The organism is Brevundimonas sp. SORGH_AS_0993, assembly GCF_030818545.1.
Taxonomy (GTDB): domain Bacteria; phylum Pseudomonadota; class Alphaproteobacteria; order Caulobacterales; family Caulobacteraceae; genus Brevundimonas.
This window is the reverse complement of the sequence record NZ_JAUTAH010000001.1, coordinates 2,316,149-2,336,953: the sequence shown is the minus strand read 5'-3', so window position 1 is coordinate 2,336,953 and position 20,805 is coordinate 2,316,149. Positions and strand designations below refer to the sequence as shown.

Annotated in this window: 20 protein-coding genes; 9 read left to right on the top strand and 11 right to left on the bottom strand. The window is 70.0% G+C overall.

Going from position 1 to position 20,805, the window contains the following annotated elements; translation table 11 throughout:
• The gene (locus tag QE389_RS11585; RefSeq protein WP_307367442.1) at positions 1–777 is read left to right on the top strand and encodes a sulfite exporter TauE/SafE family protein; all 777 of its coding nucleotides are present in this window, start codon (positions 1–3) and stop codon (positions 775–777) included.
• Positions 778–835: 58 nt separating this feature from the next.
• Here the strand turns inward: QE389_RS11585 and QE389_RS11580 are convergent, their stop codons facing one another.
• The 6 genes from QE389_RS11580 to QE389_RS11555 all read right to left on the bottom strand — a co-directional run bounded on the left by QE389_RS11580 (position 836) and on the right by QE389_RS11555 (position 8,188).
• Positions 836–1,363: a hypothetical protein gene (locus QE389_RS11580; RefSeq protein ID WP_307367441.1), complete on the bottom strand. Its 528-nt coding sequence runs from the start codon at positions 1,361–1,363 to the stop codon at positions 836–838.
• A 2-nt stretch (positions 1,364–1,365) separates the two neighbouring features.
• Positions 1,366–1,848, bottom strand: a complete 483-nt coding sequence (locus QE389_RS11575; RefSeq protein ID WP_307367440.1) for a PEGA domain-containing protein — start codon at positions 1,846–1,848, stop codon at positions 1,366–1,368.
• A gap of 113 nt (positions 1,849–1,961) precedes the next feature.
• Positions 1,962–3,098: a flavodoxin-dependent (E)-4-hydroxy-3-methylbut-2-enyl-diphosphate synthase gene (ispG, locus tag QE389_RS11570; RefSeq protein WP_307367438.1), complete on the bottom strand. Its 1,137-nt coding sequence runs from the start codon at positions 3,096–3,098 to the stop codon at positions 1,962–1,964.
• A 48-nt stretch (positions 3,099–3,146) separates the two neighbouring features.
• Positions 3,147–4,235: a RodZ family helix-turn-helix domain-containing protein gene (locus QE389_RS11565; RefSeq protein ID WP_307367436.1), complete on the bottom strand. Its 1,089-nt coding sequence runs from the start codon at positions 4,233–4,235 to the stop codon at positions 3,147–3,149.
• A 342-nt stretch (positions 4,236–4,577) separates the two neighbouring features.
• Entirely contained in the window at positions 4,578–6,836 is a 2,259-nt protein-coding gene (ptsP, locus tag QE389_RS11560) for a phosphoenolpyruvate--protein phosphotransferase (RefSeq protein ID WP_373458309.1), read from the bottom strand.
• A gap of 62 nt (positions 6,837–6,898) precedes the next feature.
• Positions 6,899–8,188 carry an aspartate kinase gene (locus QE389_RS11555; protein ID WP_307367432.1) on the bottom strand — a complete coding sequence of 430 codons (1,290 nt, stop codon included), beginning with the start codon at positions 8,186–8,188 and terminating at the stop codon, positions 6,899–6,901.
• 56 nt (positions 8,189–8,244) lie between these two features.
• Between QE389_RS11555 and ubiG the strand changes: the two genes are divergently transcribed.
• Positions 8,245–9,063, top strand: a complete 819-nt coding sequence (ubiG, locus tag QE389_RS11550; protein WP_307367430.1) for a bifunctional 2-polyprenyl-6-hydroxyphenol methylase/3-demethylubiquinol 3-O-methyltransferase UbiG — start codon at positions 8,245–8,247, stop codon at positions 9,061–9,063.
• Between the two features lie 44 nt (positions 9,064–9,107).
• Positions 9,108–9,602, top strand: a complete 495-nt coding sequence (locus tag QE389_RS11545; protein ID WP_307367428.1) for an AAA family ATPase — start codon at positions 9,108–9,110, stop codon at positions 9,600–9,602.
• On the opposite strand, the gene QE389_RS11540 is transcribed toward QE389_RS11545, so the two are convergent.
• Positions 9,599–11,650 (bottom strand): OPT family oligopeptide transporter, encoded by a 2,052-nt coding sequence (locus tag QE389_RS11540; protein WP_307367425.1) that lies wholly within the window; start codon positions 11,648–11,650, stop codon positions 9,599–9,601. The two genes, QE389_RS11545 and QE389_RS11540, sit on opposite strands and share 4 nt — an antisense overlap.
• A 118-nt stretch (positions 11,651–11,768) precedes the next feature.
• Complete coding sequence (locus QE389_RS11535) at positions 11,769–12,566, bottom strand: phosphatase PAP2 family protein (protein ID WP_307367422.1); 798 nt, start codon at positions 12,564–12,566, stop codon at positions 11,769–11,771.
• A 220-nt stretch (positions 12,567–12,786) separates the two neighbouring features.
• On the opposite strand from QE389_RS11535, the gene mutM reads away from it, so the two are divergent.
• The 5 genes from mutM (at position 12,787) to QE389_RS11510 (ending at position 17,392) form a co-directional block, all read left to right on the top strand.
• Positions 12,787–13,650 carry a bifunctional DNA-formamidopyrimidine glycosylase/DNA-(apurinic or apyrimidinic site) lyase gene (gene mutM / locus QE389_RS11530; RefSeq protein ID WP_307367420.1) on the top strand — a complete coding sequence of 288 codons (864 nt, stop codon included), beginning with the start codon at positions 12,787–12,789 and terminating at the stop codon, positions 13,648–13,650.
• 18 nt (positions 13,651–13,668) lie between these two features.
• Positions 13,669–14,112, top strand: a complete 444-nt coding sequence (locus QE389_RS11525; protein WP_307367418.1) for a hypothetical protein — start codon at positions 13,669–13,671, stop codon at positions 14,110–14,112.
• A 48-nt stretch (positions 14,113–14,160) separates the two neighbouring features.
• Positions 14,161–14,949 carry an enoyl-CoA hydratase-related protein gene (locus QE389_RS11520; protein ID WP_307367416.1) on the top strand — a complete coding sequence of 263 codons (789 nt, stop codon included), beginning with the start codon at positions 14,161–14,163 and terminating at the stop codon, positions 14,947–14,949.
• 113 nt (positions 14,950–15,062) lie between these two features.
• The gene (locus QE389_RS11515) at positions 15,063–16,001 is read left to right on the top strand and encodes an alpha/beta fold hydrolase (protein WP_307367414.1); all 939 of its coding nucleotides are present in this window, start codon (positions 15,063–15,065) and stop codon (positions 15,999–16,001) included.
• A gap of 68 nt (positions 16,002–16,069) precedes the next feature.
• Complete coding sequence (locus QE389_RS11510; RefSeq protein WP_307367412.1) at positions 16,070–17,392, top strand: hypothetical protein; 1,323 nt, start codon at positions 16,070–16,072, stop codon at positions 17,390–17,392.
• On the opposite strand, the gene recQ is transcribed toward QE389_RS11510, so the two are convergent.
• From recQ to QE389_RS11495, 3 genes are read right to left on the bottom strand one after another with little or no spacing between them, the layout of a single operon-like run.
• On the bottom strand, positions 17,350–19,206 hold the full coding sequence (gene recQ, locus QE389_RS11505; RefSeq protein WP_307369063.1) for a DNA helicase RecQ: 1,857 nt from the start codon (positions 19,204–19,206) through the stop codon (positions 17,350–17,352). The genes QE389_RS11510 and recQ overlap by 43 nt on opposite strands.
• Positions 19,207–19,229: 23 nt before the next feature.
• Complete coding sequence (locus QE389_RS11500) at positions 19,230–19,412, bottom strand: hypothetical protein (protein WP_307367409.1); 183 nt, start codon at positions 19,410–19,412, stop codon at positions 19,230–19,232.
• A complete protein-coding gene (locus tag QE389_RS11495) occupies positions 19,366–20,208 on the bottom strand; it encodes a complex I NDUFA9 subunit family protein (protein WP_307367407.1) in 843 nt (280 codons plus the stop codon). The genes QE389_RS11500 and QE389_RS11495 overlap by 47 nt, the downstream gene beginning before the upstream one ends.
• Before the next feature lie 114 nt (positions 20,209–20,322).
• Between QE389_RS11495 and QE389_RS11490 the strand changes: the two genes are divergently transcribed.
• Positions 20,323–20,754, top strand: a complete 432-nt coding sequence (locus QE389_RS11490) for a DUF488 family protein (RefSeq protein ID WP_307367404.1) — start codon at positions 20,323–20,325, stop codon at positions 20,752–20,754.
• The last annotated feature ends 51 nt before the right edge of the window (positions 20,755–20,805 follow it).

The following is a 20,805-nucleotide window of genomic DNA, read 5'->3' as shown; positions in this document are numbered from 1 at the left end:
ATGGAAGACTTCCTGCTGTTCCTGGTGGTGGGCTTCCTGGCCCAGATGGTCGATGGCGCGCTGGGCATGGCGTATGGGGTCATCTCCTCCACCGTCCTGCTGTCGTTCGGGGTGCCGCCCGCAACGGCCTCGGCCAGCGTCCACGCCGCCGAGGTGTTCACGACCGCCGCCTCGGCCGGATCGCATACGGTCAACAAGAACGTGAACTGGAAGTTGTTCGCCCCCCTGGCCCTGGGCGGGGTGGTCGGCGGAGGTGCGGGCGCCTTCCTGCTGACCAGCGTGGACGGCGACGCCATGCGGCCCTGGATCACGGCCTATCTGGCCGTGATGGGCCTGGTCATCATCTGGCGGGCGACGCGACAGACGCGCGAGCGGCTGTTTCCCCGCCGCTTCGCCGGCCCGCTGGGCCTGGCCGGCGGCTTCTTCGACGCCATCGGGGGGGGCGGCTGGGGCCCGACCGTCACCACGACCCTGGTGGGGTCGGGCCAGGACCCGCGCGTGTCGATCGGCACCACCAATACGGCCGAGTTCTTCGTCACCTCGGCGGTGTCGGCCACCTTCCTGGTCGCCCTGCTGACCGGCCACTGGCAGGAGGCCGAGGGCATCGCCGCCCACGCCACGTCGGTCGCCGGCCTGGTGCTGGGCGGCCTGATCGCCGCGCCCTTCGCCGGTATCGTGGCCCGCATCGCGCCGCGCCGCGTCCTGACTTATGGGGTCGGAACCGTCGTCCTGCTGTCGGCCGGCTATCAGGCGCTGCGGTTGTTCAAGGTGATCTGAGACGCGAACGGCGCCGGACCCGAAGGCCCGGCGCCGCCGCAATCGAGACCGGATCGGCTCAGCGCGCGCGGGCGCGGAAGCGGGTCAGGAAGGTCTTGATGTTCTCGCGGATCGAGGCCTCGTTGGCCAGGCGGATGCGCTCGGTCCCCAGCAGGGATTCGCCCATCGAGGCCGTGCCGGTGGCGGCGACCGTCTCGTCGAACAGCACCCGCTCGGCGCGCGTGACCGTGTAACGAACCTGACTGATCACCGACATGTCGAAACCGGCCAGCGGCTGTTTCAAATCGATCAGGGAGGCTGAAACCGTCATCGGCTGGCCTTGACCGCCCATATAGCCCGCGGCCGCCAGGGAGTTCTCCAGCGCGGTCTTGAAGTCGGCGTTGGAGACCTGGGACAGCCAGAGCGGATTGGTGCCCTGCCCGCCGGACACCGAAACGGTCGTCACCGACCGATAGCCGACATCGCCGGGCGCGGCGGTCAGGCCGGGGGTGGCGCCCAGGGTCATTCGCGCCGGGCTGGCCGGACTGGCGCAGGCGGCCAGGCCCATCAGGGCGACGACGGCCGCGCCGGCGGCGAGACGACGCATCCTCAGTGCGATCCCGTCGGGGCGGGCGCGGTCGCGGGCGCAGCCGGGGCCGGGGTGCGGGCCGCCGCCGCTTCCTCGGCCGGGGTGCGCAGCGTCACCGTCAGCGGATTGGGCTTCAGGTCGTTCAGGGCGCCGGAGGTGGCGTCCACCGCGCCGCCGATCAGGCCGCCGACCAGGACGTTGCCGGCCAGGGCCGCGCCGCCGGCGCCGGACATGCTGCTGGTCACTTCCACGGTCTGGGAGACGTAGCCGTCCTTGGACACGGTCACATTGAACCCGTCCTTGCGCGACATGCGGAAGGTGCAGGGGGTCGAGACGCATTCGAAGCCGTTCGAGGTGGAGACGTGCGCGCCGGGGGGCGTGCTCTCCACGGTGAATTTCTGGGTGGTGCCGCGCGTCACGGTGGCGCAGGCCGGCACGGAAAGCGCCACGCCGACGAGCGCGAGCGCACGCACGCCAAAGCGCGCGAAGGTCTTGGAAGTCATGGAAGCCCCATATCAGAACGACCCGCCTCTCCGGACGGGTCTAATGCTCAGGTTGCATGCCGACCCAGGCGTCGTCAATCACGGAACAGTGACATGGGAGAGGGCGGCGGAGCCTATTCCGCCGCCTGGACCTGGCGCGCGCGGGCCGCGTCCAGTTCGGCGGCCTTCCGTTCGACCAGGTCGACGATGTGGTCGATCATGCCGTCGTTGGCCTGTTTGTGGGCGATCTTGCCGTTCAGATAGATCATGCCCGCCCCCTTGCCGCCGCCGGTGAAGCCGATGTCGGTATAGAGGGCCTCGCCCGGGCCGTTCACGACGCAGCCGATCACCGACAGGCTCATGGGCGTCGAAATATGGGCCAGCTTCTCTTCCAGCAGGGCCACCGTCTCGATGACGTTGAAGCCCTGACGCGCGCAGGACGGGCAGGCGATGATGTTGACGCCCCGGTGACGCAGGCCCAGCGACTTCAGGATGTCGAAGCCGACCTTGATCTCCTCGACCGGATCGGCGGCCAGCGACACGCGGATGGTGTCGCCGATCCCGGCCCACAGCATCGACCCCATGCCGATGGCGGACTTGATGGTGCCGGTGCGCAGCGGCCCCGCCTCGGTCACGCCCAGGTGCAGGGGGCAGTCGATGGCGTCGGCCAGTTGCTGATAGGCGGCGACGGTCAGGAAGGGGTCTGACGCCTTCACCGAGATCTTGAACTCGTGGAAGTCGTGGTCCTGCAGGATGCGGGCGTGGTTCAGGGCGCTCTCGACCATGGCGTCGGGGCAGGGTTCGCCGTATTTCTCCAGCAGTTCCTTCTCCAGACTGCCGGCGTTCACGCCGATCCGCATGGAGCAGCCGTGATCCTTGGCGGCCTGGATGACCTCGCGCACCCGGTCGGCGCTGCCGATGTTGCCGGGGTTGATCCGAAGACAGGCGGCCCCGGCCTGAGCCGCCTCGATGCCCCGGCGGTAATGGAAATGGATGTCGGCCACCAGGGGAACCCTGGCCTCGCGGGCGATGGTCCTGAAGGCGGCGGTCGAGTCCTCGTCCGGGCAGGAGACGCGCACGATGTCGGCGCCGGCCTCTTCCAGCTGGCGGATCTGGTCGAGGGTGGCGGCAGCGTCCGAGGTCGGGGTGTTGGTCATCGACTGGACGCTGATCGGGGCGTCGCCGCCGACCAGGACCGAGCCGACCCGGATCTGGCGGCTCTTGCGACGCTCGATATGGCGCCAGGGTCGGACGTGGGTATGGTCGCTCATCGGGTGCTCATATAGGCCGAGGATGACGGCGGGACCACGGCGGACCGATCAGTTCGGCGCGGAAGCGGACGGAGCGGACGGGGACGGCGTCGCAGACCGCACGGCGGGGGCGGCCACGGCGGCGCGAGGGGCCGCCTGAGTCTGGGCCTGAGTCTGGGCCTGAGTCTGGGCCTGGGCCTGAACCTGAGCTTGAACCTGGGCGCGGGCCTGGGCCTCGGCCAGCGCGCGGGCGGCCTGGCCGGCGCGGGCGTTCAGCTGGGCCAGGGGCGTCAGGACGGCGGGCAGCGGCCCGTCGTATTCCCCGTTCAGATAGACGTCGAAGACCGCCGGGTCGGAGACGTCGATGGTCGCCGTCAGACCCATGGGCGCGCGCCAGGCCTCGCCGGCGGCCATCTGGCGGGCGAACAGGGCCTGGTTCTCGCCGATGCGGACGACCAGGGCGCCGGGCTTGCGGGCCTGGATCACCACCTGTGAGGCGTTGGCCGGCGCCCCATAGACGGCGCCGCGCGGATTGAAAGCCTTCTGCACCGGCCCCTGGTCCTTGGCGGCGGCCAGGGCGGCCATGGCCTCGGGGTCGTTCGGATCGACCCCGGCCAGCTGGGCCTCAAGCCCCGGCGTGACATAGAGGGCGGGGGTCGTCTGGTCCGGCGGCGCGGCCTTGGGCGCTCCCAGGGCGATGGAGCCGTCGTTCCTGGCCCGCCAGCTGTCGGGCACGGCGGCGATATCGGAGTCGCGAGGGGCGCGCAGCAGGCTGACGCGCTGGAACACGTTCCAGCCGATCACGGCCAGGACCACGACGACGACGCCGGCGACGATGCGCGGCGACTGGCGCTTCACGTCCTCGAAGGCGATGCCCACCGGCGGCTTCAGGGGCGTGGAGGTGTCGGGGCTTTCGCGCTTGAACCGTTCGACCGCCGACTGCGCGTCCAGGCCCAGGGCGCCGGCGTAGGCGCGGACATAGCCCAGGGCGAAGACCCGCGACGGCAGGGACGACCAGTCGTTCTGCTCCAGGGCGGTCAGGAAGCGGCGATGAACCTTGGTCTCGGCGGCCAGGTCGGCCAGCGACTTGCCCCAACGTTCGCGCGCGGTGCGCAAAGCCCCGCCCAGGGTCGCGGCCGCGTCCAGGACAGAAGTCATGTCCTGTCCGTCCGAAAAAGCCTGCGACTGGTCGGGACCCGGTCCCGTTGGCAGCGTCATGACGCCTGGTTCCCTACGCCTGCTGGGCATTGACCCGGACGCGCCTTCGCCGCCCGATCCGATCGCCCTAGTAGAGGATGGCCCGGTCCGCTTCAACCGACGCCTGAGGCCCGGCGACGATGGACGGTCGGACCGATTAAAAACAGAGTCCGAACAGTCCGAACAGTCCGAATAGTCCGAAATCGCCGTCCCCTCCCCTGTCCGGCGGGCAATATGGCGCCGCCATCGACCAGGGCGCGCAGAAAGCCGGTTCGGCCGCGCAAGCGATTGAAAAACGGACGGTCAGGCCGCGACGTTCAGCTTTCGGGCCAGGGCCTGTATCTCGTTGCGCACCGAGCCGGTCGATAGGTTCAACAGATTGGACAGGCCGCGCCGCGCCGCGCCCAGGTCGGCCGAGAGGATCATGCGCTTGACCGGGCCGACGCCGCCGGCCGGCGCCGACAGGCGGGTGAAACCCAGAGCGATCAGGGCGAAGGCCTCCAGCGGACGACCTGCCAGCTCGCCGCAGATGGAGACGGGCGTGCCCGTGTCGGCGCACGCCTTCTGGATCGTCTGCAACGCGCGCAGGGTCGGCGGCGACAGGGGATCGTAGCGGTCCGACACCAGGGGATTGGTCCGGTCGGCGGCGTACATGTACTGGAACAGGTCGTTGGTGCCGATGGAGACGAAGTCCGTCAGGGGCAGAAGCGCGTCCAGATGCCACAGCAGGGACGGACATTCGATCATGGCCCCGACCCGCAGCAGGGCCGGAAGCGCCCGGCCCCGACGGCGCGCCCAGGCGCATTCGACCTCGACCAGTTCGCGCGCGGCCCGGAACTCGTCCACCGTGGCGATCATGGGGAACATGACCCGCAACTCGCGCCCCGCGCCCGCCGACAGCAGGGCGCGCAGCTGCATCCGCAACAGGGACGGCCGGTCCAGGCCCAGGCGAATGGCGCGGCGGCCCAGGGCGGGGTTCTCCTCCCGCTCGGCCTCCAGATAGGGCAGGACCTTGTCGCCGCCGATGTCCAGGGTGCGGAAAGTCACGGGCTTGTCGCCCGCGGCGTCCAGAACCAGCGTGTAGAGGGCCGTCTGGGCGTCCAGGCGGGGCAGTTCGTCCGAGACCATGAACTGGAATTCGGTGCGGAACAGGCCGATGCCCTCGGCCCCCGTCTCGGCCATGTTCTCCAGATCGACCGCCAGGCCGGCGTTGGTCAGGACCATGATCCGCTGGCCGTCCAGGGTGACGGCGGGCGTGTCGCGCAGCTGGGCGAACTCGGCCTGACGCTGCTGGCGCACGTCCATGCGGGACTGGATCGCCTCCAACATGTCGGGGCGGGGACGCAGGTAGGCCTCGCCCGTTTCGCCGTCGGCGATGACCATGTCGCCTTCGGACAGGCGGTCGCGCAGCCCCATCAGACGGCCGACGCAGGGAATTTGCAGCGCGCGGGCCACGATGGCGGCGTGGCTGGCGGCCGAACCCTCCTCCAGCAGCAGGCCCTTCAGCTTGTCGCGCGGATATTCCAGGAGGTCGGCGGGCCCGAGGTTGCGGGCCACCAGTATCGCGTCGTCGGGCAGTTCCCGCTCGCCCGGCTTGTCGCCCGCCAGGACGCGCAGCAGGCGGTTGGCCAGGTCCTCGAAATCGTGCAGCCGCTCGCGGATATAGGGGTCGCGGGCCTGGGCGAAGCGGGCGCGATGCTCGTTTCGCACCCGGTCCACCGCCGCCTCGGCCGTCAGGCCGTTCCTCACCGCCTCTTCCAGCGACCGGTTCCAGCCCCGGTCGTCGGCGAACATCCGATAGGTCTCCAGCACCTCGAACGAGGGACCGCCCAGGCCCTGTCCCTTGTCCAGCATGGCGTCCAGACTGGTCTTCAGCGAGGCCAGGGCCAGTTTGAGCCGCGCCTCCTCCATGCCCGGATCGTCGCTGAGCAGCTTTTCGGGCGGCAGAGGCGCCTCGTGCAGGACCACATGGCCGAAGGCCAGGCCCTCGGCGAACTTCTGGCCCTTCAGCCGCTCGGGCCGGTGGGGCGCCAGTTCGACGTCGCGCAGTTCGTCCTGATCCAGCAGTTCGCCGGAGGCCACCGTCTCGGACAGGACCATGGCGATGGTCTGGATGTCCTCGACCTCCTCCTCGTCATAGCGCCGCTCGGTGCGGTTCTGAACGACCAGGACGCCGATGGCCCGGCCGCCGCGCAGCAGGGGCGCGCCCAGGAAGGCGTGATAGGGGTCTTCGCCCGTTTCGGGCCGATAGGAGAAGGCCGGGTGGGCCGGCGCGTCCGACAGGCTGATCGGCTGGGCCAGGCGCGCGACCTCGCCCACCAGGCCCTCGCCGGGGCGCAGGCGGGTGGCGTGAACGGCGTCGGGATTCAGGCCCTCGGTGGCGAACAGCTCCAGCTCGCCCGAGGCCCGGCGCAGATAGATGGAGCAGACCTCGGCGACCATGGAGCGGGCGATGATCCGCACGACCATGTTCAGGCGATCCTGGGCCGGGGTGGCGCCCGCACCGGCCCCGCCCAGAGCCTCGCGGATCTGGCGCAGGAGGATCCGGGGTCCTCGGGTCATCGCGCCGCCTGCCGGCATCCGTTCTCCCGCCTCTGGGCGCCGCAGCGCCGGTTCAGTTCACCCTATACCGCTTCCAGCCCATAGGCCGAATGCAGGGCGCGCACGGCCAGTTCGGCATAGGCCGCGTCGATCAGCACGCTGATCTTGATCTCGGACGTCGAGATGGCCTGAAACTTCACGCCCTTGTCGGCCAGGGCCTTGAACATGGTCTGGGCCACGCCCGCGTGGCTGCGCATGCCGACGCCGACGACCGACACCTTGGCCACGTCCTCGTCCACGCGGATCTCCTCGAAGCCGAGCAGGTCCTTGGCGGCGGTCATCAGCTCGGCGGCGCGCACGGCGTCGCGACGGCCGGTCGTGAAGGTCAGATTGACCGTGCCGGCCGTTCGGGCCTGGCTCTGGACGATCATGTCGACATTGACGTTGGCCTCGGCCAGGCGGGTGAAGACGTCGGCGGGGGCGTCCACCCGGTCGGACAGGCCCAGCAGGGTGATGCGGGCCTCGTCGCGGCTCATGGTCACGCCGGACACGATGCGTTTTTCCACGATCTCCTCCTCGTCGCAGATCAGGGTGCCGGCCTCGTGGGGCAGGGCGCCGTTTTCGTCAGGTTCGATAAAGCTGGACAGCACCCGCACAGGCACCTGTTTGGCCATGGCCAGCTCGACCGAGCGGGTTTGAAGCACCTTGGCGCCCAGGGAGGCCATTTCCAGCATCTCCTCGTAGGAGACCTTGTTCAACCGCCGCGCGCGGCTCTCGATGCGCGGGTCGGTGGTGTAGACGCCGTCCACGTCGGTGTAGATGTCGCACGGGCAACCCAGGGCCGCCGCCACCGCCACCGCCGAGGTGTCCGAACCGCCGCGACCCAGGGTGGTGATCTTGCCCTCGGGCGTCACGCCCTGAAAGCCGGGAACGACCGCGATCTGTCCGCTGTCGACGGCGGCGCCCAGCGTTTCGCCAGGGATGTCGACGATGCGGGCGCGACCGTGGGCGTCGTCGGTGACGATCGGCACCTGCCACCCCATCCATGAGCGCGCATTATGGCCCATGTTGCGAAGCGTCATGGCCAAAAGACCGGCCGTCACCTGCTCGCCAGAGGCCACGACCACATCGTATTCGTCTTCCGACAGGGGCAGGCCGGAGGCGGCCGGGCCGGCGCCGTCGGTCCAGGCGACCAGTTCGTTGGTCTTGCCCGCCATGGCGGAGACGACGACGGAGACCTTCTTGCCGACGGCGACTTCCGCCGCGACGATGCGGGCCGCGCGCCGGATGCGTTCGAGGTCGCCCATCGAGGTGCCGCCGAACTTCATCACCAGTCGTGTCGTCGCAGATCGTGAAGAATCGGGCCGCGTCATCGTGGCGTTTCGCCCCCTGCTTGCGTGAAAGGGCGCGAAGGTCCATCCCTCGCGTCATGACCGCTTCTAACGGCGCCGCCCCCGCTCGACTACCCCGTGACGGGCATGGTTTTTCGCAAAATTCGTCCGAGGGCGCTTTCGGCGCATCGATCGACCCCGCCGACGTCGCCCGTTTCTCGGCCCAGGCGGCGGAATGGTGGGACGCGCACGGGCCGTTCGCCCCGCTGCATCGGTTCAATCCGGCGCGTCTGAAGCTGATCCGCGAGCAACTGTGCGCCCGACTGGGCCGCGATTCGACCGCGCGCCGGCCGTTCGAGGGGCTGACCCTGCTGGACGTGGGCTGCGGCGGCGGGCTGATCGCCGAGCCGATGCGGCGGATGGGCTTCACCGTCGCCGCCATCGACGCCTCGTCCGAGAACATCGGCACCGCCCGCGCCCATGCCGAGATGGTGGGGCTGGACATCGCCTATCGCGCCGCCACGGTCGAACAGATCGAGGCCGAGGGCGCCGGCCCCTTCGACGTCGTCCTGACGATGGAGGTGATCGAACACGTCGCCGACCCGGAAGGCTTCGTGCGCGCCTGTTCGCGCCTGGTCCGGCCGGGCGGGGTGATGATGGTCGCCACCCTGAACCGCACGCTGAAGTCGCTGGCCCTGGGCAAGGTGGCGGCGGAATACGTCCTGCGCTGGGTGCCGGCCGGGACGCACGACTGGCGCCAGTTCCTGAAGCCCGACGAAATCCGCGCCATGCTGGCCGCCGAGCCGGTGACGGTCGAAGGCCCCTACGGCCTGAACTACGATCCGCTGAACGACCGCTGGAGCCCGTCGGACGACGCGGGCATCAACTATATGATGGTCGCGACGCGAGACGCATGACCGGCGTGGTGCTGACGGGCGGGCCGGGCTAGGGCAAGACCACCTTGCTCGAAGCCCTGGCGCAGGCGGGGTATGCGGTCGAACCCGAGGCTGGACGGGCCGTCATCCGCGAGGAACAGAGATTGGGGGGCGAGGCCCTGCCCTGGCGTGATCGCGCCCTGTTCGCGCAGAGGATGCTGGACCACGACATCGCCGCCCATGGCCGCAGTCAGGACAGCGGGCGGCTGACCTTTCATGATCGGGGCGTGCCCGACGTGATCGGCTATCTGACCTTGTGCGACCTGCCGATTTCGAGGGAAATGGATCGGGCCGCTCGCACCCTGCGCTATAATCCCAGGGTCTTCATCGCGCCGCCCTGGCCCGAGATATTCGGTCAGGATGCGGAACGCCGACAGGACTTCGACGAGGCTGAGCGGACCTTCGCCGCCATGGCCGCCGTCTATCCAGACTACGGATACGAGCTCGTGGAATTGCCGAAGGCGACCATCGTTGAGCGGGTCGCCTTCGTTTTGGACCAGATCGGCCTGGGTCGACCCTAGACCTTCTGCGCCCGGCTCCGGGTCCAGGCGTAGAGGCCGAAGACCGCGACCGCGAAGCCGACGATCCCGGCCAGCATGGCGGGCCAAACCGAGCCCTCGGGCAGCATGGCGAAGGGGGCGTCGTCCCTGGTCGCCACGATGACGCCGGCGGTGAAGACGCCGAACAGGCTTTCGCCCACGATCAGGCCCGAGGCCAGCAGCACGCCCATCCGACGCGCCACGTCGGCGTAGCGGGTGCTGGAGACGGCCTTGTCGTAGATCCAGCCGCAGACCGCGCCGATGACCAGCATGGTCGTCACGGCGGCCGGCAGATAGAAGCCGATGCCGACAGCCAGCGGCGGCAGCTTGACCTTGCCCTTGGTCGCTTTGGACACGACGGCGTCCAGCACGATGATGACCACGCCGATCGCCGCGCCCAGGCCGATCAGGTCCCAGCGCAAGTCGCCGCCGATGACGCCGCGCGCCAGGGCCGAGATCAGCGTGGCCTGCGGCGCCGCCAGGGTCTTGGCGCCCTCGACGATGGCGGGCGGGCCGCCCTCGAAGCCGAACGCCTGGTTCAAGAGGTTCAGGATGAAGGGAATGACCAGAGCGCCCGCGCCGACGCCGACGATCAGGGCCACCTGCTGGCGCCAGGGCGTGGCCTCGACCAGCTGGCCGGTCTTCAGGTCCTGAAGGTTGTCGTTGGCGATGACGGCGACGGCGAAGACGACCGCCGTCACGATCAGGGCGAAGGCGATGATCGACGGATCGGCCGGCACGCCCGCGATGGCCATGACGCCCAGCATCAGCAGCGAGGCGATGACGATGGCCAGGATGCCGACGCCCGACACGGGACTGTTCGACGAACCGATCAGACCGGCCATATAGCCGCAGATGGCCGCCACGGCGAAACCGATCAGCACCACATAGACCAGACCGCCGATCACCAGCAGCGGGGTCGATCCGGCGAGAGCCGGAGCGCTCTGCGCGAACCAGGCCAGCAGGCCGGCGATGCCGATCAGGCAGACGACGGAAACGCCGCCAACCAGTCTGATGGGCAAATCTTGTTCGGTGCGCTCAAGCACTTCGCCGTGGGCGCGTTTGGCGTTGGCGGCCAGCGCCGAGGTCAGGCCGCCGATCAGCGGACCGGCCAGTTTGATCAGGGTCCAGATGGCGGCGACGCCGATGACGCCCGCGCCCATGAACCGCACCTCGCGCGCCCAGACGGTGGTCGCCAGCTCCTCGGCGCCGACGCCGGCGGGCAGGGTCGAGGCGATCGACGGGATGCCGTGCGCCGTCAGCCAGGCGATGGTGTCCGGGCTGGTCAGGATGGGCACGGCGATGGCCCAGGCCAGCACCAGGCCGAACAGCTGGGCCAGGCCCACGGTCAGGCCGATCAGGTGGCCGGCGCCCAGCAGGGCGAACTGCATGCCGAAGCCCATGCCCGTCGCCCCGCCGCCCAGCGCGGCCGGCAGCTTGAAGAACCTGGCCGCCTCGCCGGCGAAGACGCGACCGGCGACCAGGAGGGCGTAACCGGCCGACACGACGGCGCCGGCGACCACGACCCACAGGCCGGACTTGTTCTCGCGCACCGCGCTTTCGGTCTGTTCGGCCCCGCGCGAGCCGACCTTCAGCACCTCGGCGGCGGCGACGCCTTCGGGGTAGGGCAGGCCGCCGCCCGTGACCAGCGCCCGACGCAGCGGGATCGAGAAGGTCACGCCCAGCACGCCGCCCAGGATGCAGATCGCCACCGACTGCCAGAACGGAAACTCCAGCCACCAGCCGATCATCACCAGGCCCGGCAGGACGAAGATGATCGAACTCATGGCCCCGCCGACCGAGGCCACAGTCTGGACGGTCATATTCTCCCAGATGGTCGAGGTGCGGAACGCCCTCAGCACCGCCATCGAGATCACCGCCGCCGGAATGGCCGAGGCGAAGGTCAGGCCGACCAGCAGGCCCAGATAGGTGTTGGCGGCGGTGAAGATCACCGCCAGCAGGCAGCCCAGCACCAGGGCGCGGAGGGTCAGTTCAAGCCGACCCTTCGGGGCGGCGACGGCGTCGGTCATAGGCGGGTTCCCATATTCACGCGGGACGTAAGCCCAGAACGGGGCCTGCGGCAACAGGGCGCGCGACATGACGCCGCGAAAGCCCGCCGCCGAATGAGAAACAGGGGTTCGCCTTGGGTCAGGCCGGCAGGGCGGACAGGCGGGAAACCTGACGACGCCTTCGCCCCCGGCCGGGCGCGAACTCGGTCACGCGGTGGAGCGCCAGCATGACCATGGCCGTCAGCCCCCAGGACAGAAGTATGTCCGACAGGAAATGGCCGCCGAAGACCAGCCGGTTCATCGACAGGGCCGCGGCGTAGAGAACCACCGTCGGCAGGACGACCGGGCGCCAGCGCGCGGGCGTCAGGACCAGGGCGGCGCCGACCATCCAGGCCGCGCCGGCCCCTTCGCCCGAGACGAAGGAGCAGTTGTTGCGACAGGCGTCGCTGAACATCCAGACGGGGGTGAACGGGGCGTGCCCGCCGAAGGCTTCGATCTGGATCGGGCGGGCGCGGCCCCACAGTTCCTTGAACACCAGATTGATCGTCAGACCCGGCCCCAGCGCCAGGGCCGAGATCACGAACAGCGCCCGCCGCCCGGCGTCGCCCCACGGCCGCCGCCGAACCCAGGCCCAGATCAACCGTCCCAAGGCGCCCAGCAGCATCAGGGCCAGAACCCAGGTCGAACTCTTGCGCAGGGCCTTCAGCACGGGATCGCCGCCCAGGACGAAGCCCGCCTCGGGCCGGTAGAACAGTCGGCTGACCGCGATGTCCACGCCGGGAAACAGAAGAAAGGCCACGCTGACCGCCAGCACGCCCGTCGCCGCCAGGATGGCGCCCTCGTCCGGACCGAACCGCCCAGCACGCCGGCTGCGGACCAGGGGCGCGCGGGCGCGCGACGGCGCATGGACAGGGCGGGTCAGGGCGGCGTCGGACATCGTTCCTCCGGTGACGCCCAGCCTTTGCCCCAGGGGCATGTCGCGGCGATGAGAGTTCGATGGCGAAGACGCGGCGTTGCGGTGAAGCTTTCTCGACAGCGACGCCGCTTGGCCCGGAGGCGCGGAGCGACTAGAGCCTGATTTTGCAGCCTGCTTCACCGCAGAGGCCGAATCGCCTGGCGGTCCCTCCTCAACGGATCAGGCTCTAGGACGCCACGCCATGCCCGAACTTCCCGAGGTCGAAACCGTCCGACGCGGCCTGACGCCGGTGCTGGGGGGCGCGCGGCTGTCGCGCGTCCGGATCAACCGGCCCGACCTGCGTTTTCCCTTTCCCGATCGGTTCGCCGAACGGCTGGAGGGGGCGACCGTGCTGCGGATCGACCGCCGCGCCAAATATCTGCTGGCGCCGCTGTCGACCGGCGAGACCTGGATCACCCATCTGGGCATGACCGGCCGCTTCACCCTGGACGGGGCGCTGTTGGGCGAGTTCGAGGAGGCGGCGCCCATCGCCGGCAAGCACGAACATTTCAGCGCCTGCGCCGTCCGCGACGGGGCGGCGACCCGCATCGGCTATGCCGACGCGCGCCGGTTCGGCTTCATGGGTCTGATCCCCAGCAATCAGATCGAGACCCATCCGTGGTTCGCCGGCCTTGGACCCGAACCCCTGGGCAACGGCTTTTCCGGCGCCCATCTGGTCGAGGCGTTCACGGGCAAGAAGCAGAATATAAAGGTGTCCTTGCTTGACCAGCGGATCGTCGCCGGCCTGGGCAACATCTATGTCTGCGAGGCGCTGTATCGCGCCCGCATCTCCCCCCTGGTCGCGGCCGGATCGGTGTCGAAGGCGCGGCTGGAGCGGCTGGCGAGCGAGGTCCGCAACGTCCTGAACGACGCCATCGCGGCGGGCGGCTCGACCCTGCGCGACTTCGCCAACGCCGAGGGCGGCCAGGGCTATTTCCAGCACCGGTTCGACGTCTATGGCCGCGAGGGCCAGCCCTGCCGGGGGGAAGGCTGCACCGGCGTCGTCGCCCGCATCGTCCAGGGGGGTCGGTCGACCTTCTACTGCCCCGCCTGCCAGAAGCGATAAGCCCCGAGAGCCTCGACCATGCGTAGAATTCACCTCTGGATCAGCCTGATCGTCGGCCTGGCCGTCTGGGGCGCCTATTTCGCCCATTTCGTGCAGGGTCTGCGCGCAGGCGATCTGGACGGCCTGGTCTGGTGGTTCCTGGCGGCGCTGGGCGTTGCGGCCGTGGCCGAGGCGGCGGCGACCGGCCTGATCGCTTGCCTGTTCCGACGCCGCAGCCGGACCCTGGACGACGGCCCCACATTGCAGGCGGCGCTGAAGGCGGGCCATGTCGCCCTGATGCTGCTGGTCGGCCTGATGCTGACCGCGGCGCTGACGCTGGCCTTGTCGGCCAGCTTCGGCTGGAGCCTGGACCTGGCCGGGGCGCGCGGCCAGGTGATCGCGGCCAATCTTCTGCTGGGCCTTGTGGTCGTCGCCGAACTGGTGCGGGCGGCACTGACCCTGGCCCTGATGCCGCGTCGCTAGCGGCCGCACGCCCGGTTCTGTATGAGCAGGCGCAAGAGGAGACCAACCATGGCCGACGCCTATGCCAACCTGCTGATCGAACGTCATGCCGACGGTTATGCGGTCGTGACCCTGAACCGGCCCGAGGCGCTGAACGCCCTGAACGCGGCCCTGTTCAAGGACCTGGCCGACTTCCTCGACAGCGTCGAGCATGACGACGGCGTGCGTTGCCTGATCCTGACCGGATCGGGCGAAAAGGCTTTCGCCGCCGGCGCCGACATCAAGGAGATGGCCGACCAGACCTATGCCCAGATGTACACGGGCAACTATTTCGCCCTGGGCCACGACCGCATCACCCGGTTCAGAAAGCCGATCATCGCCGCCGTCAACGGCTTCGCCCTGGGCGGCGGTTGCGAACTGGCCATGCTGTGCGACTTCATCGTGGCCAGCGACAAGGCGAAGTTCGGCCAGCCTGAGATCAACCTCGGCGTCGCGCCCGGCATCGGCGGCTCCCAGCGCCTGACCCGTCTGGTGGGCAAGTCCAAGGCGATGGACATGGTCCTGACGGCCCGGATGATGGACGCGGCCGAAGCTTTAGCGTCGGGCCTGGCGTCACGGGTATTCCCGCACGAGACCCTGCTGGACGAGACCCGCAAGATCGCGGCGAAGATCGCCTCTCAAAGCCCGCTGGCGGTCATGGCCAACAAGGAGATGGTCAACGCCGCCCTGGAGACGACCCTGACGCAAGGCGTTCAGTTCGAGCGCCGCCTGTTCCACTCCCTGTTCGCCTTCGAGGATCAGAAGGAGGGGATGGCCGCCTTCGTGGAGAAGCGCAAACCCGCGTTCAAGGGACGCTGACGCCGCCTTCGCCGCCAGGTCATCGGAGCCAGGTCATGGGGGCCCGTGACTGCGCCCGGTCGCGGCCTCTGGAGCGTCAACCGATCGCCGCGATCCGGCGTTAGGGGCGAATGATGCGCCGATTTCTGTCCGCCCTCCCGTACACCCTTGTCGTGTCCGCCGCCCTGGCTCTGAGCGGCGCCCTGCCCGCCTGCGCCCAGACCGCGCCGGCCCTGCCCTTCACCGCCGTCAAGCCGGCCTTCCAGTCGAACCGCATCCTGGTGGACGCCTATGGGCGCGGGCCGGACGTGATCTTCATTCCGGGCCTGGGCTCGACCGGCGACGCCTGGCGGCCGACGGCGAACCGGCTGGCGGGCCGTTACCGGGTCCATGTCGTAACCCTGCGCGGGTTCGGCCGCACCGACCCCCAGGCCAACGCCCAGGGCGCCCTGTCGGCCCCGGCGGCGGCCGAGATCGAACGCTACATCCGCGACCAGGGCCTGGCGCGGCCCGCCCTGATCGGCCATTCGCTGGGCGGCCAGATCGCCCTGCGCGTCGCCGCCGATCTGGGCGACCGCGTCGGCCGGGTGATGGTGGTGGATTCCGCCCCCTTCTTCCCTGCCCTGGTCGACGCCCGCGTCACCCCGGCCGAGGTCGAACCCCTGGCGCGGCTGGGCTATCAGGCCCTGATGCTGTTCGGCGACCAGGCGCTGAAGGCGCAGGTGGCGGGCATGGGCGGCGACCTGGGCCTGGCCGGAGACATGGTGTTCGGCGGGCTGAACCTGCAGGGCGGCGACCGGCGCGTCCTGGCCCAAGGGCTGTACGAGGCCCTGACCGTCGATCTGCGCCCGCGTCTGGACCGCATCCGGGCGCCCGTCACCGTCGTCTATGGCTGGACGCGCGACCCCGACAATCCGCGCAACCGGCTGGAGGGCCTGTATCGCTACGGCTTCGGCGGCCTGCGCCGTCCGCCCCGTTTCGAACGGATCGAGGGCGCCGAACATCAGGTCATGACCGACCAGCCCGCCCGCTTCCTGAACGTCGTCGAACGCTTTCTGACCGGACCGGCGTGACAAGAACCGCAACCGCTGGACGCGCCCCTCTCGTCTTGGCATGACAGGGGTTCACGAGGGGGTGGATCATGTTCGGAAGGTTCGGCGTCGTCGTCGCCGTCAGCGCGCTGTTGGCCGGTTGCGTCACGGCGGTCGATCCGATGACGGCCAATGCGCCGCTGAAGCTGGCGTTCACGGAGCCCGTGCCGTCGCTGGAGGCCCGGGCGGCCGAGGGCGACCGTCAGGCCCAGTATGCGCTGTCGTTTCTGAAGAAGGTCGGCCTGCGGGGCGTGGCGTCGGATCCCGTCGGCGCCGAAAGTCTGAGAGCCCTGGCCGGCGCGCCGCGCAGCCGCACCCTGCCTATCTATCAGCCGGGGGTGAACGGCAATCCGGGCACGATCCTGAACGTGCAGATCACCGACCCCGGCGTCAGCGACGCCGATGCGCGGCGCCTGGACCTGTGCGGCATGGTGCTGCTCACGGCCATGCCGGCCCTGGGCGGGCAGGTCTGCGGTTCGCCCGAGGCCTATGCCGACCTCCTGCCCGGCGCGATGCAGGTGCGCGCGGAGACGACGCTGTCCGCAACGATGGTCGAGCCGGCCGGCGTGGCGCGCTGCGAGGACGTCGATCGCCTGTGGGCCTCGGCGGTCGTGCGGTACGAGACGGGGGCGGAGGACGAGGCCGTCGCCGCCACCGACCGGATCATCGCCCTGTGCGGCGAAACCCAGCCGTCCTGGCATGCGCGGATCATGCGCGCCCTCTTGGCTTTGGGCGACGAGGACCCGGACAGGGCCGTGGCCCTGCTGGCGCCCATTCCGCGCCCGGCGCCCGCGCCCATCGGCGGCTATGTCGGCTTCGTCGCCATGGCCGCCCAGGCCGAACGCGACGACTGGGCGGCCTATGCGAAGGAGCGCGACACGGTGCTGGGCGCCGCGGTCCAGGCACTGGCGGCCGAGCGGGGGACGACCGCCCTGGGCCGCCTGGAGCAGGGGCCCTACGCCGTCGACCTGTTCGAACGGCAGACGGCGCTTCATCCGGGGCTGACGGGCCTGATCGTGGGCGTGGCGCGCTCGACCGAGCCCAGGGCGGCGCCGCGCACCTTCTGGCTGACCACCTCGCCCGATCCGATGGGCGGTTCCGATCCGGTCTATTTCCTGGACGAATACCGCTGTGACGGGCGCTCGACCTACATGTACTTCCCCAAGGGCGCGGCGCGGCCGGGCCTGGACGCGATCAAGACCCTGATCGGCGAGGTGCTGGGCGGCGAACGGCAGAGAGTGTCGGGCATGGCGCCGGGCGGACCGCCTGATGGATGCGCCTTTCCCTATTTCGTGGCGCCGGGCCTGGGCGACGATCCGACACGGCCCGATCAGGACGCGGCGGCCAGCGCCTCCAGCACGCCCTTGCCGTAGCGGTCCAGCTTGGACTGGCCGACGCCGGAAACGGCGCCCAGACTGTGCAGATCGCCCGGCTCGGCGTGGGCGATCTCCAGCAGGGTCTTGTCCTGGAAGATGACATAAGGCGGGACGTGCTGTTCGGCGGCGCGGTCGCGGCGCCAGGCGCGCAAGGCCTCGAACCGGGCGCGCACGTCCGCGTCCATCGTCTCCAGCGCGGCATTGCGCCCCTCGCCGGAACGGTCGCGGCGGCGCGGGGCGGCGTCGGCCCGCAGCGGCGCGCGGCGCACCTCGATCCGGCGTTCGGACTTATAGACCGCGCGCACCGCCTCGGCGTCGCCCAGGCCCACCAGCGGCTTGCCGTCGTTGGGGTCTTCGACCAGCAGCCCCTCGAACAGCAGGTGATCGACGATCTCGCGCCACGAGCTCAGGGAAATGTCGCCCCCTATGCCCCAGGTGGACAGCTGTTGCTCCCATGGCTGCACGTCCTTGGTGCGCGCGGTCAGGTGGTCGATCACGCGATTGCGCCCGAACCGGCCGCCCAGCCGCTGAACCGCCGCCAGCGCCTTCTGGGCCGGGACGGTGGCCTCATAGAGCTGGGGCGGGTCGCCGCAGATATCGCAGACGCCGCAAGGCGGGGCGTCATGCTCGCCGAAGTATCGGCGCACGGCCTGGGCGCGGCACACGGCGCCGTCCAGCATGGCGAACAGCTGACGGGTCTTTCGCACCTGGACCGATTTGACCTCTTCGGCCATCGGGCGGCTGTCGAGCCGACGCAGGGACCAGGCGATGTCGGACGGGCCGTACAGGGTGATTCCCTCGGCCGGTTCGCCGTCGCGCCCGCCCCGGCCGATCTCCTGCCAATAGGCTTCCAGCGACCCCGGTGGATCGGCGTGGATGACGAAGCGCACGTCGGCCTTGTCCACCCCCATGCCGAAGGCGATGGTGGCGACCATGACGGCGCTCTCCTCGGCCAGGAACCGCTCCAGCCGCCGGTCGCGTTCCTTCGTGTCCATGCCGGCGTGATAGGCGATGGCGTTGGTCCCCGCGTCGCGCAGCGCCTGGGCCACGCGGTCGCAGCCGTCGCGGCTGCCGCAATAGACGACGCCCGACTTGCCGCGTCGTTCGCGCACCAGTTCGATAACGCGAGCGTCGGTCTTGGCGCGCGAGGCGCTCTCCTTGCGCTCGGCCGACAGTTGCAGGTTCGGACGCGCGAAACTGTCGACGAAGACCCGGGCCTCTTCCAGCCGCAGCGAGCGCAGGATGTCGTCGCGGGTCCGGGCGTCGGCGGTGGCGGTCACGGCGATGCGCGGAACATGGGGGAACCGCTCGGCCAGCAGGCCCAGATTGCGATAGTCGGGTCGGAAGTCGTGCCCCCATTGAGAGACGCAGTGCGCCTCGTCGATGGCGATCAGGCTGAGGGGCAGTTCGGCCAGCCGGTCCAGCATGGCGCCGGCCGCCAGACCTTCGGGCGAGACATAGAGCAGGTCCAGTTCGCCCGCGCGCGCGGCGGCCCAGATGGCGGACCGGCCGTCCAGGGAGACGCCCGAATCCAGCCGGGCGGCGGCGACGCCCTGCTGCTTCAGCGCCTCGACCTGGTCGGTCATCAGGGCGATCAACGGCGAAACCACCAGCCCCAGGCCGGAGCGGAGGATGGCCGGAATCTGATAACAGACGCTCTTGCCCCCGCCGGTCGGCAGGACGGCCAGAACGTCGCCGCCGGTCAGGATCGTCTCCACGACCTGGCCCTGAAGCCCGCGAAAATCGGCATGGCCCCAAACGCGCGACAGCAGGGCGCGGGCGTCGTCCAGCGTGGGCGACGCCGCCTGCATGGCGGCGTCGGGCGGCGACAGGCTCAAAGCGCGGGCGATGCGGCGAACTGTCCGCCGACGCGGTATTTCCACAGATAGGAGGCGGCGATCACCTCCATGCCGTTCGGATGCTGGACGCCCAGGTCCGCCAGGGTCGCGGCGCCGTCGGCGACGACATTGTCATGCTCCAGCATGAAGACCTGATCGCGCGTCAGGGGCGGGGTCACGCCCACGATCCCCGTCAGCTCCAGGAGGGGCGCCCAGAGGCTTGGCGACGAAGAAGGGCAGCGGCGCCAGAAGACGGTTGCGGCCCGTCTCGCGGTTCACCAGCTCCAGAATCTCGCGGAAGGTGTAGACGCGCGGCCCGCCCAGCTCATAGGTGCGTCCGGCGGCGTCGGCGCGGGTGACGGCTCGGGCGATCGCCTCGGCCACGTCGCCGACATAGACGGGCTGGAACCGGGTGCGGCCCCCGCCGATCAGCGGCAGGACCGGCGACATCGCGGCCAGAGCGGCGAAACGGTTCAGGAAGCCGTCGCCGGCGCCGAACACCAGCGAGGGGCGCAGGACGACCGCGTCGGGATAGACGGCGCGCACGGCCTCCTCCGCCTTGGCCTTGGACCGGCCGTAGGCGGATTTGGACATCGGATCGGCGCCGATGGCCGAAATCTGCACCAGGCGTTCGACGCCGGCGGCGCGAGCGGCCTCGGCCACGATGCGGGCGGCCTGGACATGAACCACGTCGAAGCCGCGCTTGCCGCGCCCGTCGTGCAGAACGCCGACCAGATTGACCACCGCATCGGCCCCGCGCAGGGCGGCGGCGACGTCGTCCGGGTTGGTCACGTCACAGCGGGTGAAGTGGATCTGGCCAGGGTCGCCGGCGGTCTGGACCTCGATGGCCAGAACCGGATTGCGAACGGCGACGCGGATGCGCCAGCCGCGCCGCGCCAGGGCGCGCACCGCCTGGGATCCGATAAAGCCCGATCCGCCGATAACGGTCACGACGCCGGGCGCGAGGTCAGCCATGAGGAAAGCTCCAGTCGAAATCCGTGTGGCGGGATAGACGATAGGGCGCCGCACCGCAACGCGAGCGTTCACGGCGACGCTGGCGATCCGGCCGTCATCGCCCATCTGAGGCCCATGAAGCTTTTCACCATCGGTTACGAAGGCGCGACCCAGGCGGATGTGATCGCGCGCCTGAAGGTGGCCGGGGTCGAAACCCTGGTCGATGTCCGCGCGGTCGCCGCCTCGCGCCGCGCCGGCTTTTCCAAGACGATCCTGAGCGAGAGCCTGAGGGCCGAGGCGATCGACTACGTCCATCTAAGAAACCTGGGCACGCCCAAGTCCGGACGCGACGCCGCGCGCAAGGGCGATGTCGGGACGATGCGCGCTATCTTCGCCGACCACCTTTCCGAACCGCAGGCGCAGGTCGAGTACGCGCGGCTGAGAGCCTTGGCGGTCGAAAAGCGCGTCGCCCTGCTGTGCTTCGAGGCCGACCACGCCGGATGCCACCGCGCCGTCCTGGCCGAACGACTGGCCGACGAGGACGGCATGACCGTCGAGATCCTGTAGCGCCGAAGCCACAGGGTCGGCGCCCCCTCCCCGCGAGAGCGGGGAGGAGAC

Coding starts and splice junctions, on each gene's coding strand:
- QE389_RS11525 (WP_307367418.1), top strand. CDS start 13,669: ATGCGTAGAATTCACCTCTGGATCAGCCTGATCGTCGGCCTGGCCGTC.
- QE389_RS11515 (WP_307367414.1), top strand. CDS start 15,063: ATGCGCCGATTTCTGTCCGCCCTCCCGTACACCCTTGTCGTGTCCGCC.
- QE389_RS11540 (WP_307367425.1), bottom strand. CDS start 11,650: ATGACCGACGCCGTCGCCGCCCCGAAGGGTCGGCTTGAACTGACCCTC.
- ispG (WP_307367438.1), bottom strand. CDS start 3,098: ATGAGCGACCATACCCACGTCCGACCCTGGCGCCATATCGAGCGTCGC.
- QE389_RS11520 (WP_307367416.1), top strand. CDS start 14,161: ATGGCCGACGCCTATGCCAACCTGCTGATCGAACGTCATGCCGACGGT.
- recQ (WP_307369063.1), bottom strand. CDS start 19,206: ATGCAGGCGGCGTCGCCCACGCTGGACGACGCCCGCGCCCTGCTGTCG.
- QE389_RS11535 (WP_307367422.1), bottom strand. CDS start 12,566: ATGTCCGACGCCGCCCTGACCCGCCCTGTCCATGCGCCGTCGCGCGCC.
- QE389_RS11555 (WP_307367432.1), bottom strand. CDS start 8,188: ATGACGCGGCCCGATTCTTCACGATCTGCGACGACACGACTGGTGATG.
- QE389_RS11495 (WP_307367407.1), bottom strand. CDS start 20,208: ATGGCTGACCTCGCGCCCGGCGTCGTGACCGTTATCGGCGGATCGGGC.
- QE389_RS11490 (WP_307367404.1), top strand. CDS start 20,323: ATGAAGCTTTTCACCATCGGTTACGAAGGCGCGACCCAGGCGGATGTG.
- ubiG (WP_307367430.1), top strand. CDS start 8,245: ATGACCGCTTCTAACGGCGCCGCCCCCGCTCGACTACCCCGTGACGGG.
- QE389_RS11565 (WP_307367436.1), bottom strand. CDS start 4,235: ATGACTTCTGTCCTGGACGCGGCCGCGACCCTGGGCGGGGCTTTGCGC.
- mutM (WP_307367420.1), top strand. CDS start 12,787: ATGCCCGAACTTCCCGAGGTCGAAACCGTCCGACGCGGCCTGACGCCG.
- ptsP (WP_373458309.1), bottom strand. CDS start 6,836: ATGACCCGAGGACCCCGGATCCTCCTGCGCCAGATCCGCGAGGCTCTG.
- QE389_RS11585 (WP_307367442.1), top strand. CDS start 1: ATGGAAGACTTCCTGCTGTTCCTGGTGGTGGGCTTCCTGGCCCAGATG.
- QE389_RS11575 (WP_307367440.1), bottom strand. CDS start 1,848: ATGACTTCCAAGACCTTCGCGCGCTTTGGCGTGCGTGCGCTCGCGCTC.
- QE389_RS11580 (WP_307367441.1), bottom strand. CDS start 1,363: ATGCGTCGTCTCGCCGCCGGCGCGGCCGTCGTCGCCCTGATGGGCCTG.
- QE389_RS11510 (WP_307367412.1), top strand. CDS start 16,070: ATGTTCGGAAGGTTCGGCGTCGTCGTCGCCGTCAGCGCGCTGTTGGCC.